This window comes from Nodularia sp. LEGE 04288 (assembly GCF_963896525.1).
Classification (GTDB): domain Bacteria; phylum Cyanobacteriota; class Cyanobacteriia; order Cyanobacteriales; family Nostocaceae; genus Nodularia.
Genome location: NZ_CAWQOY010000115.1, coordinates 18,485 through 31,252, shown reverse-complemented (window position 1 = coordinate 31,252; position 12,768 = coordinate 18,485). Strand labels below are relative to the sequence as shown.

The window sequence follows — 12,768 nt, the reverse complement described above, 5'->3', positions numbered from 1 at the left end:
AGGATTTATCAAATGCCCAATTATGTCAAAAAAATAGAAGTTATTGGTATTCATGACCATTTTGATATCATTCAAGAATTTTCACCAAAAATTAATATCATACATGGGATAAATGGATCGGGTAAAACAACCTTAATTCATATAATAGCCAATATTTTAAATGGACAATATTCTCGTTTTTTATATCTTGATTTTTTTCGGATTAGAGTTTGGTTTGATGATGATAATTTGATAACGATTTATAAAAATATCGATGATCAATATAGTGAAAAAGAAGCTATTAGAGTATGCGTTAATAGTGATAGAAGAGGGATACAAATAAAGAGCCAAATTAATGAGTTTGACAATTTTGATATAAAATTAACTGATTATACACAGGAAAAAGTAATATTGCCAGCAGCATATTTTCCTGCATTTAGAACAATGGTAGAAGCTTGGAAATCTTTAGAAAAAAATACAGACACAGATGAAACTACCAGCTTTTTTCGGAGAATTTTCGGAGATTTTTTACCAAAAATAAACTATCCATCACCTCAGAATGTTGAACAAAGTTTAATATATGAAGTTCAAGAAATTGCAAATAAGTTATCATTATTTGACAGGCAGATAATGTCCCAATTATCTGTAGATTTTGTTTTCAATTCATTAACGAATGATTTTAATGATCATTTAGACAAATATGACGACTTAAAGAAAAAAATTGAATCTCTATTTAAAGAAATTCAAAATTATCCAATACCACAAGATTCTTATATTTGTTCAATTGAAGTTTATAAAAAAATTTTCGATTTAAAAATTAATACAAATCTTAAAGATTTTAGATATTTTTTAAAAATTTACTATGATTCTCTACAAAAAATTGCATCCAAAATCAACGTAGACTATCTCAAAATTTATAAATATTTATCAGCGGTTAATAGTTTTCTCAATGACAAAGAAGTAGGAATCTTTATAGCAAATACAGGAGAAAGCAATCCATTAGTTAAAATTAAATTTAGTGATGGTTCATTAATTAATGGTCTAGATGCTTTATCATCAGGTGAACGTCAAATACTTACAATTTTATATTCTACTATCTATATGAGTAATGAAAAGATAGTCTTAATTGATGAACCAGAAATATCTCTTCATATTGACTGGCAAAGAGAATTATTAAAGAAAATATCCGATCAACTAGATGGAAGGCAAATTATTGCTTGTACTCATTCACCAATTATTCCCGCTGATTATGATGATTATTTGAAAGAATTAGAATCAAAAAAAACGGATAAAAATTTATGGGGTTCAGATGAACCAACAGATGAAGATAAATATAAGGATGAGTTAGAAGATGAAGATAGTTTTGATAAATATGATTTTATAGTTGATAATTAGGAGATTTTTAATGAAAAATTGGGGTTTAAATATTGATGAATATCGGCGTGTAATTGGAAAATTTAGTAACAGTAAGCGTTTAATTGTTGAAGGCAAAACAGATAAATGTTTTCTCACTATATTGTTGGATGAATTTTCACAATCAACTGTTCAATTATCAAAACAAAAACCAGTTGTTATAGATGACCTTGATACACTAATAAAGAATGATGATTCAATAAAAAGTTTTACTGTTAAGGTAACTGGAAATCGTCAAAAAATAGAGCGTATTCACAAAAATGTTAAAAATTTACCTAAATATGACAATTTAGTATTTTTTGTTGATCGTGAATTTAGGTATTTTACTATGTTTATTGATGGAAATATTAAAGATAGGCTTAAAAAACATAAAGTTAATGGTTCACTTATTTGGTCTAGAGGACATTCAATTGAAAATTATTTATTTGATTTCACTGTTCTTCGTCAACCCTTAAGAAGGCTAACTGATATAGAAATTTTTGAGGATGTTATTAATACGTTTGAAAATATTTTTTACTTAGTAATTGTTTTGGCTACTGCTATAAGTATGACATTTAAAGAATGCGAAAAAATACAAGAGTTAGAAAATACTATTGACTGGGAAATAATTGAGGTAAATTTTTTAGAAGTTAATCTTAAACTTGATGAGTGGAAAAAAAGAATGTGTGAAAGGAAAGGTTTATGTAGTGAAATGGCTGAACACATAATATCTACTTATAAAAACTGGCATAATAAGATTAAAACAGATAATTTAGATATAGATATTTTAAGATGGTTATGCCACGGTCACATTGGAATTAAAGTTATTCTAGAAGCATATCGTAGCTGTATTGTTTATTGTGCTTCCATAAAAATAGAAGAAAATGTTTTAAATCAAAAAAATTATTCCCAAAAAATAATAAAAGAGTTAACCAAGAAAATACAAATTAGTAAAGAAAAGTATATATGGGAAGAATTTGCTAATTGGTGGGCTGATAAAGCTGTGCGGAATGAATGTTTTTATCCAATAGAGTTATTAGAGAAATTAGGTTTACAATCACAAAAAATTAGGTGATTTTAAAAAATTTCAATTTTTGTAATATTTATTAGTTAGATAACAATGCTAATTCACTCTACTTGGACATTAAGTGTATCTACATCAACAGTTTTACCCCGTTTCTATGGGTTGGAACTGGTAAAGCAATTGCATCACCAGCTAAGTTTAGAAATGGGTAGCGACACTATACCCACTGTTTCTTACTCAGGAATCATCGGTTATGCTTCCACTTCCAGAGATTTTATCACCTTCCATCCAGAGGAATTTTACCAACTATCTTTGTGTGGATTAAATGAACTTTCAGCCAAAGCAATTTCTCATTTAAATCTTGGCGATTCTTTAGAATTTCTCGGTGCAAAGTTCAACATTATCAACCGTGAAGATGAAATTATTAGCTATGAAGAATTATATACAAATTTAGTGGGAAATGAGCCAGAACCAGTGAGGCGTTTTGATTTGCAGTTTATTACACCTACAGCCTTTGCTCAAGGTGGAGTAAATTTACCTCTACCTTTACCTACCTTAATGTTCCGCAGTTGGTTAGAACGCTGGAATACTTTTGCACCTGTTTATTTAGGAAGTGATGATTTAATTGCTTATCTTGGTAACGCTGTTGTACTCAAACATCACAAAATTCAAACGCGAAGTTATCAGTTAAATAAAGGTTTTGTAAATGGGTTTGTGGGTGATGTAACGTTACAAGTTTTAAACCGGGCTGATCCTTTATTGGCAAATGTGGCTAATTTATTAGTCCAATATGCGCGGTTTTCTGGTACGGGGATTAAAACTCGTTTAAGCATGGGTCAGACATTAATCAACTACTAACAATTTAGGGAAATAAAATATCATGGAAACAATGATGATGACTGTAGGTACTTCACTTCTTACTAATCGTGATGACAATTTAGAGAATAAACGTCCTTGGGTTGGTCAGAAAAAAATAGGTGATCGTAAAATCGCTCTTAAATGGATGGGTGAAATAGATCCAGAACTTATTAGTGCTGAAACCAATACAATCTGGCGACTTAATCCCAGTTTTAATGATGAAATTTTATTATTGCATTCAGATACTCCCTCTGGCTTAGAATGTGCTGAAGTAATGCAGGAATATCTAGAAACTATTCACTCTCAAAAAAATGTACATCTGCATCCAGTCCCTGGAATTAATTATGACTTAGATGAGTCAGGTTCAGCACTAGAACAGATGGCGATACTTCTCAAAAAATTGATTACAGAAGCTAAGGGAAACGTTACTTTAGCAGCAACTGGTGGTTTTAAAGCCCAGACGATGGTTATGGCACTGGTAGGTAACGCCTTTAAACTTCCTGTATGCTATGTTCATGAACAATATAAGGCACTTATTTACTTACCATATTTATCTGATACTGCTCAACCTGAAGTATTAGTAAGACGTGCAAATCTACCTGAATCTGGGCTAGATAGGTCAAAAATCATTAAAGTTCAAGATGATTCCTACGGTCATCATAGACCAAAGGTATGGAAAAAAGTAGAAAAAATGCTACAAGATATTATTTGGGTTGAGTATGTGCGCTTTGACAAAAATGCATTTTCTGCTCCTAAAAATGGAGTCAAAGCAGCTACTCGAAAAACTCCTGATGGTCGTCATATATTTTGGATTCATTTACATGAAAGTGAACAAAAACATATCGCTGTTTCTGTGGAAACTACAGGTTATACACCAGAACATTTGGAACAAGCAACAAAAGAACTACGTGAACGCTTAGGTAGCTTAGTTTAAACCAACAGTTCTAAACCCTGACCACCTTCCACCCACGCAACTTTTAATGAGAAGCGATCGCATTTTTATCCCTTCACAACACTAGCAGTACAGGTGAAATCATCAACCGCGATGCCTAAGGCTGGAGAAGCGATCGCACTCTTCCTGTTTGCCAAAACCTAATTTCCTACTTCCCCTGCTTCACTAGCGTTTCTAAAACATAGAATAGAGGATATGTACTAAACATATTTACAACGCTATAATTGTTTGTTTACCGCCAGTATTGCAGAACTTCTTAAATCATCTTTTCCCAAGTGCGATCGCGAAGCGCTCCGTAGGAATCGCCTGAATCATCATTTGCCCTCTCAGACTATATTAAATACTACCAATCACAGCAATTACTACAGAGTATTTACTTAGTGAGAATGATTAATTCTCGCACCCGTTTCAAGAAAGCGTGAGGGACAGTAGCAGCGTTTCCGCGTATCCACGGGCCAGCAGTCATCTCTAAATAAGGTTTTTCCTGATGAATGATTTCTGTCGCACTCAGAACACTATTAATTACACCGATGGGTTTTAAATTACCGCGATCGCCACAAAATTCATGCCACGCATCAAGAGCCGCAAGTTGGGAACTGATAATCATATAATGGGTACAAGCCTCTAAAATCGGTAGCTTTTCTGGCTGTACCATTCCGCCCACATCCACAATCACTAGAGACTTTTGTCGCCGTAACTCCAAGATAACTTGAGAATGGTAGGGGAAAAATCGGTCTGTCAACGCACCGCGATCGCGCGTTTTAAAAGCTTCAATTTCTTCGGAGGTGGTTGTTGCTTCTAGTTCTAAAAGGTAGTTACCCTCACCATCCCAATGGGCGCGTTGCAGATATATATCAGGATTTTCTGCCAACAAAGCTTGAAATAAAGCATGAGAAAAGACACTTTTACCGCTATCTGGTGGTCCCACAACCATTAAAGCCGGACATAATTGCTTCTGGCGGCCATTGGGTGGATCGATGAGAATTACTTCACCAATGCGAACCAAATGAGAGTGAGTTGCTACAACTACCGCACCCAAGCGCGGATCATAACAAGCTACCCAAGCCGTAGGATGTAATTCGTGGGTCAGGTAAGCATACAACCAAATGGGGGCGCGTCCAGAAATCACCACACCGCCAGTGGTATCAATACCCGATGGAAGTTCTAAATCTCTCAAATCTGCTGGTTCAATCAGGCGATCGCTTTTCGTTAATGAAATCGTTAAAAATTGGTATTTCCAGCTTTGGGAAATCACTGGTTCACTTAATTTTAAACTCAATGCGCGTTCAGTCATCAGCCTTGTTTCCTTTCTTGTGACCTTAATAAACCTACATTCCCACTCCCGACGTGCTGATATCACATCACCGTGATTGTGATCTAACAGATGTAATCAAGAGATAAAAGGAAAGGTGCTTTTTTTCGATGAGTTTATTATGGCATCCGTATAGAAAAGGGGTATTCCAATGACTGAACAAATTAGCAATAACCGCCTGAGAATCACTTCTCAAATTGAAAACTGAAGTCCAGAAACACTTAAACTCTCATTTCTACCTGTACTCTGTGGTTCCTTTTCTCAAAAATTAAACTTGCTCACTAGCATACAGTGACAAACATTTTTCCACCCAAGAATTAAGACTGCGACCTTCTTTTCTCGCTTGAATAGCAATAGACTTATGTAACTCAGGGTTAATTCTGAGCATAAACTTACCAGAAAAAGGCTTCTCAGGTTCTTCGCCACGTTCTCGACAAAAATCAAGGTAATCTGCAATTGAATCTTGGAATGCTTGCTTTAAATCTTTGACGCTATCACCTTGAAATGTAATTACATCCCGAACGTTGACGACCTCACCATGAAAGATTTCCGCCTGATCATCAAATTCAACGATCGCCTCATATCCTTTATACTTCATCATCATTTTTTACCCCAGCTTCTATCAAAAACCTTCGCACCGACTTAACAGCACCTTTATCAGTTTCTTTTTCAGGGTGAGGTCTGTGAAATATAGCTTTTCTACCGTTAAGAGCAAATCTGACCCTTGATCCTCTCCCCTCTGATATTTCTGCACCAAGCGCAACTACCATAGACTCAATATCACTCCACGAAATATTGGATCTAACAGGATTCTCGAAAATGGCATCAAATGTGTTTTGCTGTTTGCTGTTAAGTTCCATCTGAATAGTATCATATAGTGATACTATAATCCATCGTTTTCGTGACACTGTGCAAAATTTTGCATTAGACATCTGGGGACAAAAAATATAGAAACAAAGAATTTAGAGACGTTGCATACAACGTTTCTACAAAGGGTAAACACACAAACCATATTATCCGCCACATCCCTTATGCCGCAGGCCATCCGTTCTCCCACACCGCAAATTTTACATTGGTTAGCAGCGGGACAATTAGCTAACCGCTTCCACCGCGCCATCAGACATTGGTGGGTATTAAATCAACTATATGGCCGCGAGACACAATGGGCGGATGATCTCCCCCAGCATTTTACCTATTCTCAACTGCGCGATCGCCTATTTGCCGAAACTCACCCCAAAAGCGAAAAACTCAACCCCCCAGAAATCACCGCCAAATGTCGCGACTTCACCTGTATTTGCCATCGCACCTGTATAGAAATCCTAGAAACATCAGGACTGCACATATCACAAAACCAATGGCAAACAGAAATATTACAACTCAGCGGCATAAATCCCCAACACCTCCAGGAACAACTACAGCAACGACCCTTTACCACAGTCCACCGTTCCCTCAGAGACGACCTTAAACACCTCACTCATCTGGGATGGTTGCAAAAAGTCAGTCAAGGACAATACCAATGTCTTCAGCAATTACAACTACCCACACCCCCAGAAACCGCAACCGCCCAACCCAGCTTTACCCAACTTTCCATAGCCCAAACCTGGGAACTGCTGCACGTCTTAGAATCAGTAGCCTTTGTCCAACCCAACTTAAACCTCATAGTGCAGAACCTGTGGGAACAAATCGCCGATAATTCCGCCTCACCACTAACTCAAGCCCCGCAACAGCGAATATTTCTGCACCTCGACTATATCCTCTCCCCAGAAATCCAAGACCAAGTGGATAACTACCAAGAACAAATAGAACAACTTTGGCGAAAACCTCCCGGTGGCGTAGTGCGATTTGATTACTGGGTAACAGCAGAGAAAAAAGTCCAAATCACAGTGTATCCTGTTTGCTTGCATTACCTCCGCCGTGCCAAATACCTCAGCGCCTATGGTATAGACCCCCAAAGCAAAATCGCCTGGCATAACTATCGCCTAGACCGCATCGCCTCAGAAAACCTGCACGTCCTACCCTGGGGAGATCCTGCTGTTCCCAAACCATTAAAACAAATGTGGTATACAGGCGACTTACCCACACCAGACAACATTCAAACAGAATTAAATGCAGCTTGGGGATTCAACTTTTACCTCGAACGAGAATTTCTCATCCTGCGTTTTCCCCCCGCCTTCGCCCGTAGGTATGTAGACAATACCTTTCGCCATCCTTCCTTTCTGGCAGTCCCTTACAAAAAGTTAGCAAAACTCATAGTGCAGAATATCCCAGAAGCCCAACAGCAACAGGTTTTAGATATATTGCAGCAAAAACCTGATAGTGATGCTTACTACATAGGCTGGATACGCACTGGAGATATCAACGTTTTGATGCGCCTGCGAGACTGGCGACCAAATGGCGAAGTAATTGCCCCATTGTCAATTCGGCAACAATTACGAAAAGAAGCAATACAAGAATTATCTAATTATCAAGACTGAGATTACATGAAATAAACGTTAGCGTAGCTTGCCGAAGGCTACCGCAGAGGCACAGAGGACACAGAGAAATGAGAGTTCAACGAGTAGGGGCGGGTTTAGAGATATGATTCATGATTAACCAACATATTAGACATCTGGTGAAGAAGAATGTAGAGATGTTCCACGGAAAGTCTCTACAAGGGTTCTAGGAAACGCATATTTAATTGTCGGAGATGTCTATTGGTAAACCCGCCCCTACAACTAGAGGAATTGCTGAATTATAGCAACCGCCAAGGTAGTTAGGACATGGCAAAGGTCTAAAACCCAGCCACACCAAGCATTTCAATTTTAACTTTTGACTTTTGACTTTTGCCATATCTCCCTGACCTCTTTTTCAAATCTATCTTCCAGCAGAACAAAAACCAGACCTGAGAAGGTATTTAATTTTCTGACTTTTGGCTATCATCGGCAACGACTGATCAGTGAGGAATCTGGATGAATACAGAGATAGCGGCACTTTTGGACAGGGTGCAGAAAATGGCTAGCGATTTCATTATTTTGCTACCCAATATTGTGCTAGGGTTGTTTGTTTTTACAATCTTTGTAATTGTTGGGAGATCAATCAAGCGACTAGTGAGACGCTTAACCAGCCACCGCAGCTATGCTCGCAATTTGGGAATGGTGCTGGGGAGGTTGGCACAAGGGACTACAGTTTTGGTGGGTTTGTTTATTTCTTTATCCATTGTCTTTCCCTCACTCAAGGCATCGGATTTGGTGCAATTGCTGGGAATCAGTGGGGTAGCAATCGGTTTTGCTTTTCGCGATATTCTGCAAAACTTTTTAGCTGGGATTTTAATTTTACTCACAGAACCGTTCCAAATCAATGACCAAATTGTGTTTAAGAACTTTGAAGGTACTGTAGAAAATATTGAAACACGGGCTACTACTATTAGAACTTACGATGGTCGGCGGATTGTGATTCCGAATTCCGAACTGTTCACCAATTCGGTAACTGTAAATACCGCTTTCGAGAATCGGCGCTTAGAATACGATGTTGGTGTTGGCTACGGTGATGACTTGGACTGGACAAAGCAGTTAATGCTGGAAGCGATGCATAGTGTAGATGTTGTGTTAAAAGACCCGCCGCCTGATGTCCTGGTGATGGAACTTGCCGAAAATAGTGTGAATATCCGGGCGCGATGGTGGATTCAACCACCCCGATGGTCAGATGCTCTAGATTCACGCGATCAAGTCATCTCTGCAATTAAGCAAAAGCTTTATGTGGAAAACGGCATCGATTTACCATACCCCACCAGACAAATTTTATTCCACGACCAAACCGAAGAAACAGATGGCGATCGCTCTCGTCAGCGTGAAGGTTGGCCGGCCGGGAAAAACGAAGTCCCTCAACCACGTAGCATTGGCGGTTCACTCAAACGATTAGCCCAATTGCAAGATCGGAATGGCAAGGTAGATGCTCACAGAAACGACCATGAATCATGAATAAAGTCAAGTTGTCCAAGTTGTGGGATGCCCTTCATACTAGCTACTGGTTTTTGCCGGGAATCCTGGCAATCTGTGCCGTGTTTTTGGCATTTGCAATGTTGAGCCTTGACCGCACCATTGGTTTTGATGATTGGGATTGGATTTACACAGGTGGCCCCGATGGGGCCAGAGAAGTCCTTTCCGCGATCGCAGGTTCAATGGTGAGTGTTGCAGCTACAGCCTTTTCCATTACAATTGTCGCACTGCAACTGGCTTCTGCCAACTTCGGGCCAAGACTGCTGCGGAACTTTATGCGAGACACAGGCAATCAAATTGTCCTGGGTACATTCATTGCCACGTTTATTTATTGCTTGCTAGTGCTGCGTGCTATTTATGGAGAGGACTACAACCTGTTTATTCCCCATCTTTCAGTCACAGTCAGTATCGTGCTAGCAATTCTCAGCATAGCCGTCCTCATTTACTTCATTCATCACGCATCAACCATTATTCAGGCATCGCACGTTATTGAGAGTGTTAGTCAAGATTTAGACAAAGCGATTGATCGACTATTTCCCGAAAAAATCGGTGTTAATCCACCAGCAGATCAACCGCATCTAGAAGAAATTCCACCGGATTTTCAGTTGCAGGCTTACCCAATTAAAGCCCATAGAAATGGTTATTTACAAGCAATTAATGATGAAAAATTGCTGGACATTGCCCGTAAATACAATCTCCTGATCCATGTTAAATCTCGACCAGGAAATTTTGTTGTTCAGGGCAGTGAATTGGTAATGGTCTGGCCTGGTGAACGAGTCAATCGCAAACTTAACCATCGACTACAAAAAACATTTATTTTAGGAAAAGAACGTACTGAACAGCAAGATATAGAGTTTCCTCTGCAACAGTTAGTGGAAATTGCCTTGCGTGCTATTTCTCCTGGAATCAACGATCCTTTCACTGCCATTCGGTGTATTGACCGTTTGAGTGCCGGACTGTGCAATTTGGTACAAAGACAGTTTCCCTCACCCTACCGCTACGATGATCACAAGCAATTGAGGGTGATTGCGAAATCAGTAACTTTTGAGGGGATAGTCGATCAAGCTTTTAACCAAATTCGGCAGGACAGCCGGACTGATGCCGCTGTGACGATTCATTTGCTCAATGCGATCGCTTTAGTTGCCACTTACACCCACAATCCCCAATATCATCAAGTTCTCAAGCGTCATGCTGATATGATCGAGCGGGGTAGCCATCAAGGGTTGCCAGAATCAGAAGACCGCCAGAATGTCCAGGATAAATATCACAGCCTGATTCAAGTCTTGAATCAAAACCATCAACTAGATACGTTACGGCGATGAAATACTGCTCCCCTGCGGCTTTAATAATCAGTCTTTCACCGGACACGATAGGGGGTAGTTCCGAATATAAAAAATGCCCACAAGGGCGGGCATCAAGTAGGCTTTCTGTCACTTTTATTGGCTACAATCATGTTGAATCATGATGTTTTCATTTTTCTCGATTCCCAATCATAAATCAAGCCGGAAAAATCACAACTTTAGACATAATTCATGAAAATATATCTTTTTTATTATCTATCTAATAAAAGAGAATACCAGCACCAAGAGATGATTTTTGTGTTAGCAAATATCCGCAAGTTATTTTAATTGACATTTCCATAATCAATCCCCCTTTAACTAGCATAAATATATATCTGTTTAGCAATATTTTTCAGACCCAATTCACCTATTTATGTCTTTTCGACTTGAGACTTTTCTCGAATTTTATATTAAAACTATAAGTGTGGTCAGGTTAAAAACCCCAGTTATTCCCAGTTCTGGGGTTTTACTTTTTTCTCCGCAGCTAAGTTAAATAATTATTTAAATCATAGATAAATACGCAAGTTTTCCTGAATATTTCCTGCACAATTTCCAGGTGATTAAATCTACATTGTCACAATTTTATTAGTTATTAATATTACTAATTAGCCAATTCAATTCTCCTAAAAATCTCAATCAATACTGCAAAAATAAATATATTTAAATTAGCCATAAGATAGATGCAATTAATTGAGCGATCGCCTTATATTATGGAATATAAAACAAAGAGCGTTATTTACGGCTTGAGGGTGTATCTGCTAATTAAACTCAGCAATAATTAACATTATTTAACTAATCCTAATTTAATATAAAGATACATATAGGACTACTATTTGATTTTTGAACAGACACGTAGGGTGTGTTAGCGGTAGCGTAACGCACCAAAGCCTTAATAATGGTGCGTTACGGACTTCATCCTAACGCACCCTACAATACTTAATTTTTTCATAATAGGACTTACGCAATGACTCTCTGAAACCTTCTTTCCTTTGTGTTCTTTGTGTCCTTTGCGGTTCGTTTTTTCATGATTTTGCGTAAGTCCTGCATAAATCAAACCGGATTCCTATAAATAGAATTTAACCATAAATCCAGTTCCCCTCCTCGCTTGCGGGGAGGGGCTAGGGGTGGGGTGTTATGCCACAAAAAAGCAATTTCCCGACTTGTATGTACACGGTAGCCCCGCCAGGGAGAGGCTGGGGTTAGTTTTAAATTTCCGCACCTGCTTTCGGTTCAGCACCCATTGGCGAAACGTAATCACGGAAAGCATTAATCTGTTGCTCAAAAGGTAAGTCCTTAATTTGATTCAACAGTGTTTGAGATGCAGATGAAAGCTGATAACCAGCAGGTAAAGGAATAATTCTCCCGTTTTCCATCTCTTGAGCTAATCGATACCAAAATAAGAGTTTTGTTGTATCACTCAAAGAGCCATATTCACGGCTAATTTGAGTATTAGCTTGAGTAATTATATCCCGTTGAACTTGCAATTGTTGTTCGTGGCTCAATTCTTTCACTTGATTGAATAAACCCTCGGCAATTTCCGGAGAAACAGTGCTGGCTTCAGGGGCGGCTGGTGTAACGGAACTTCCCATTTCTTCGTAAATGAACCAAAACAAAGCTAACTGTTCATCCACATCTAATTTCCGCCATGATTGGACACATTCACGAATATTTGGATCACTGGTTTGGGTATATGTCATCACAATTGACCTGGTAATTAATTAGTTTCATTGATAACAATATCAAAAACATATTTGCGACTGAACCCTACTGAAGACAGATGTATCTCAACCAGAGAGTAGAACAATGAGAACAATAACAGACAAACATAGACGCTTTGTGGCTTATCGCAGGATTAAGGAAAAATAAAAGGTTTTAAACCAGCACAAGTGGGGTTGGTTCCTGTGTAGCGGTGACTGACTCTCGCCTGGTGCTTGATT

The 12,768-nt window shown here is 38.4% G+C and carries 12 protein-coding genes; 7 read left to right on the top strand and 5 right to left on the bottom strand.

Going from position 1 to position 12,768, the window contains the following annotated elements; all coding sequences use genetic code 11:
- Positions 1 to 12 precede the first annotated feature (12 nt).
- From AACX33_RS13845 to AACX33_RS13830, 4 genes are read left to right on the top strand one after another with little or no spacing between them, the layout of a single operon-like run.
- On the top strand, positions 13 to 1,374 hold the full coding sequence (locus tag AACX33_RS13845) for an AAA family ATPase (protein ID WP_194001287.1): 1,362 nt from the start codon (positions 13 to 15) through the stop codon (positions 1,372 to 1,374).
- A gap of 10 nt (positions 1,375 to 1,384) precedes the next feature.
- Positions 1,385 to 2,446: a DUF4435 domain-containing protein gene (locus AACX33_RS13840; protein ID WP_194001289.1), complete on the top strand. Its 1,062-nt coding sequence runs from the start codon at positions 1,385 to 1,387 to the stop codon at positions 2,444 to 2,446.
- 45 nt (positions 2,447 to 2,491) lie between these two features.
- Complete coding sequence (gene cas6 / locus AACX33_RS13835) at positions 2,492 to 3,253, top strand: CRISPR system precrRNA processing endoribonuclease RAMP protein Cas6 (protein WP_194001291.1); 762 nt, start codon at positions 2,492 to 2,494, stop codon at positions 3,251 to 3,253.
- A 22-nt stretch (positions 3,254 to 3,275) separates the two neighbouring features.
- Positions 3,276 to 4,187, top strand: coding sequence for a putative CRISPR-associated protein (locus tag AACX33_RS13830; RefSeq protein ID WP_194001293.1), 912 nt, complete (start codon positions 3,276 to 3,278; stop codon positions 4,185 to 4,187).
- 391 nt (positions 4,188 to 4,578) lie between these two features.
- Here the strand turns inward: AACX33_RS13830 and crn3 are convergent, their stop codons facing one another.
- The 3 genes from crn3 to AACX33_RS13815 all read right to left on the bottom strand — a co-directional run bounded on the left by crn3 (position 4,579) and on the right by AACX33_RS13815 (position 6,377).
- The gene (gene crn3, locus AACX33_RS13825) at positions 4,579 to 5,499 is read right to left on the bottom strand and encodes a CRISPR-associated ring nuclease Crn3/Csx3 (RefSeq protein ID WP_194001295.1); all 921 of its coding nucleotides are present in this window, start codon (positions 5,497 to 5,499) and stop codon (positions 4,579 to 4,581) included.
- A gap of 286 nt (positions 5,500 to 5,785) precedes the next feature.
- Positions 5,786 to 6,121 (bottom strand): type II toxin-antitoxin system HicB family antitoxin, encoded by a 336-nt coding sequence (locus AACX33_RS13820; protein WP_227789088.1) that lies wholly within the window; start codon positions 6,119 to 6,121, stop codon positions 5,786 to 5,788.
- The gene (locus AACX33_RS13815) at positions 6,105 to 6,377 is read right to left on the bottom strand and encodes a type II toxin-antitoxin system HicA family toxin (RefSeq protein ID WP_194001297.1); all 273 of its coding nucleotides are present in this window, start codon (positions 6,375 to 6,377) and stop codon (positions 6,105 to 6,107) included. The genes AACX33_RS13820 and AACX33_RS13815 overlap by 17 nt, the downstream gene beginning before the upstream one ends.
- A 171-nt stretch (positions 6,378 to 6,548) precedes the next feature.
- Here AACX33_RS13815 and AACX33_RS13810 point away from each other — a divergent pair, with 171 nt between their 5' ends.
- On the top strand, positions 6,549 to 7,991 hold the full coding sequence (locus tag AACX33_RS13810) for a TIGR03985 family CRISPR-associated protein (RefSeq protein WP_194001299.1): 1,443 nt from the start codon (positions 6,549 to 6,551) through the stop codon (positions 7,989 to 7,991).
- A gap of 199 nt (positions 7,992 to 8,190) precedes the next feature.
- On the opposite strand, the gene AACX33_RS13805 is transcribed toward AACX33_RS13810, so the two are convergent.
- On the bottom strand, positions 8,191 to 8,346 hold the full coding sequence (locus AACX33_RS13805) for a hypothetical protein (protein ID WP_194001301.1): 156 nt from the start codon (positions 8,344 to 8,346) through the stop codon (positions 8,191 to 8,193).
- Positions 8,347 to 8,465: 119 nt separating this feature from the next.
- Between AACX33_RS13805 and AACX33_RS13800 the strand changes: the two genes are divergently transcribed.
- A complete protein-coding gene (locus AACX33_RS13800) occupies positions 8,466 to 9,473 on the top strand; it encodes a mechanosensitive ion channel family protein (protein ID WP_194001303.1) in 1,008 nt (335 codons plus the stop codon).
- Positions 9,470 to 10,813: a DUF2254 domain-containing protein gene (locus tag AACX33_RS13795; RefSeq protein WP_194001305.1), complete on the top strand. Its 1,344-nt coding sequence runs from the start codon at positions 9,470 to 9,472 to the stop codon at positions 10,811 to 10,813. The genes AACX33_RS13800 and AACX33_RS13795 overlap by 4 nt, the downstream gene beginning before the upstream one ends.
- A 1,223-nt stretch (positions 10,814 to 12,036) precedes the next feature.
- Here AACX33_RS13795 and AACX33_RS13790 read toward each other — a convergent pair.
- A complete protein-coding gene (locus tag AACX33_RS13790; RefSeq protein WP_194001307.1) occupies positions 12,037 to 12,528 on the bottom strand; it encodes an orange carotenoid protein N-terminal domain-containing protein in 492 nt (163 codons plus the stop codon).
- Positions 12,529 to 12,768: the final 240 nt, after the last annotated feature.

Bases quoted from the DNA above. Each gene is read 5' to 3' on its own strand.
- AACX33_RS13845 (WP_194001287.1), top strand. From the start codon at position 13: ATGCCCAATTATGTCAAAAAAATAGAAGTTATTGGTATTCATGACCAT.
- AACX33_RS13840 (WP_194001289.1), top strand. From the start codon at position 1,385: ATGAAAAATTGGGGTTTAAATATTGATGAATATCGGCGTGTAATTGGA.
- cas6 (WP_194001291.1), top strand. From the start codon at position 2,492: ATGCTAATTCACTCTACTTGGACATTAAGTGTATCTACATCAACAGTT.
- AACX33_RS13830 (WP_194001293.1), top strand. From the start codon at position 3,276: ATGGAAACAATGATGATGACTGTAGGTACTTCACTTCTTACTAATCGT.
- crn3 (WP_194001295.1), bottom strand. From the start codon at position 5,499: ATGACTGAACGCGCATTGAGTTTAAAATTAAGTGAACCAGTGATTTCC.
- AACX33_RS13820 (WP_227789088.1), bottom strand. From the start codon at position 6,121: ATGATGATGAAGTATAAAGGATATGAGGCGATCGTTGAATTTGATGAT.
- AACX33_RS13815 (WP_194001297.1), bottom strand. From the start codon at position 6,377: ATGGAACTTAACAGCAAACAGCAAAACACATTTGATGCCATTTTCGAG.
- AACX33_RS13810 (WP_194001299.1), top strand. From the start codon at position 6,549: ATGCCGCAGGCCATCCGTTCTCCCACACCGCAAATTTTACATTGGTTA.
- AACX33_RS13805 (WP_194001301.1), bottom strand. From the start codon at position 8,346: ATGGCAAAAGTCAAAAGTCAAAAGTTAAAATTGAAATGCTTGGTGTGG.
- AACX33_RS13800 (WP_194001303.1), top strand. From the start codon at position 8,466: ATGAATACAGAGATAGCGGCACTTTTGGACAGGGTGCAGAAAATGGCT.
- AACX33_RS13795 (WP_194001305.1), top strand. From the start codon at position 9,470: ATGAATAAAGTCAAGTTGTCCAAGTTGTGGGATGCCCTTCATACTAGC.
- AACX33_RS13790 (WP_194001307.1), bottom strand. From the start codon at position 12,528: ATGACATATACCCAAACCAGTGATCCAAATATTCGTGAATGTGTCCAA.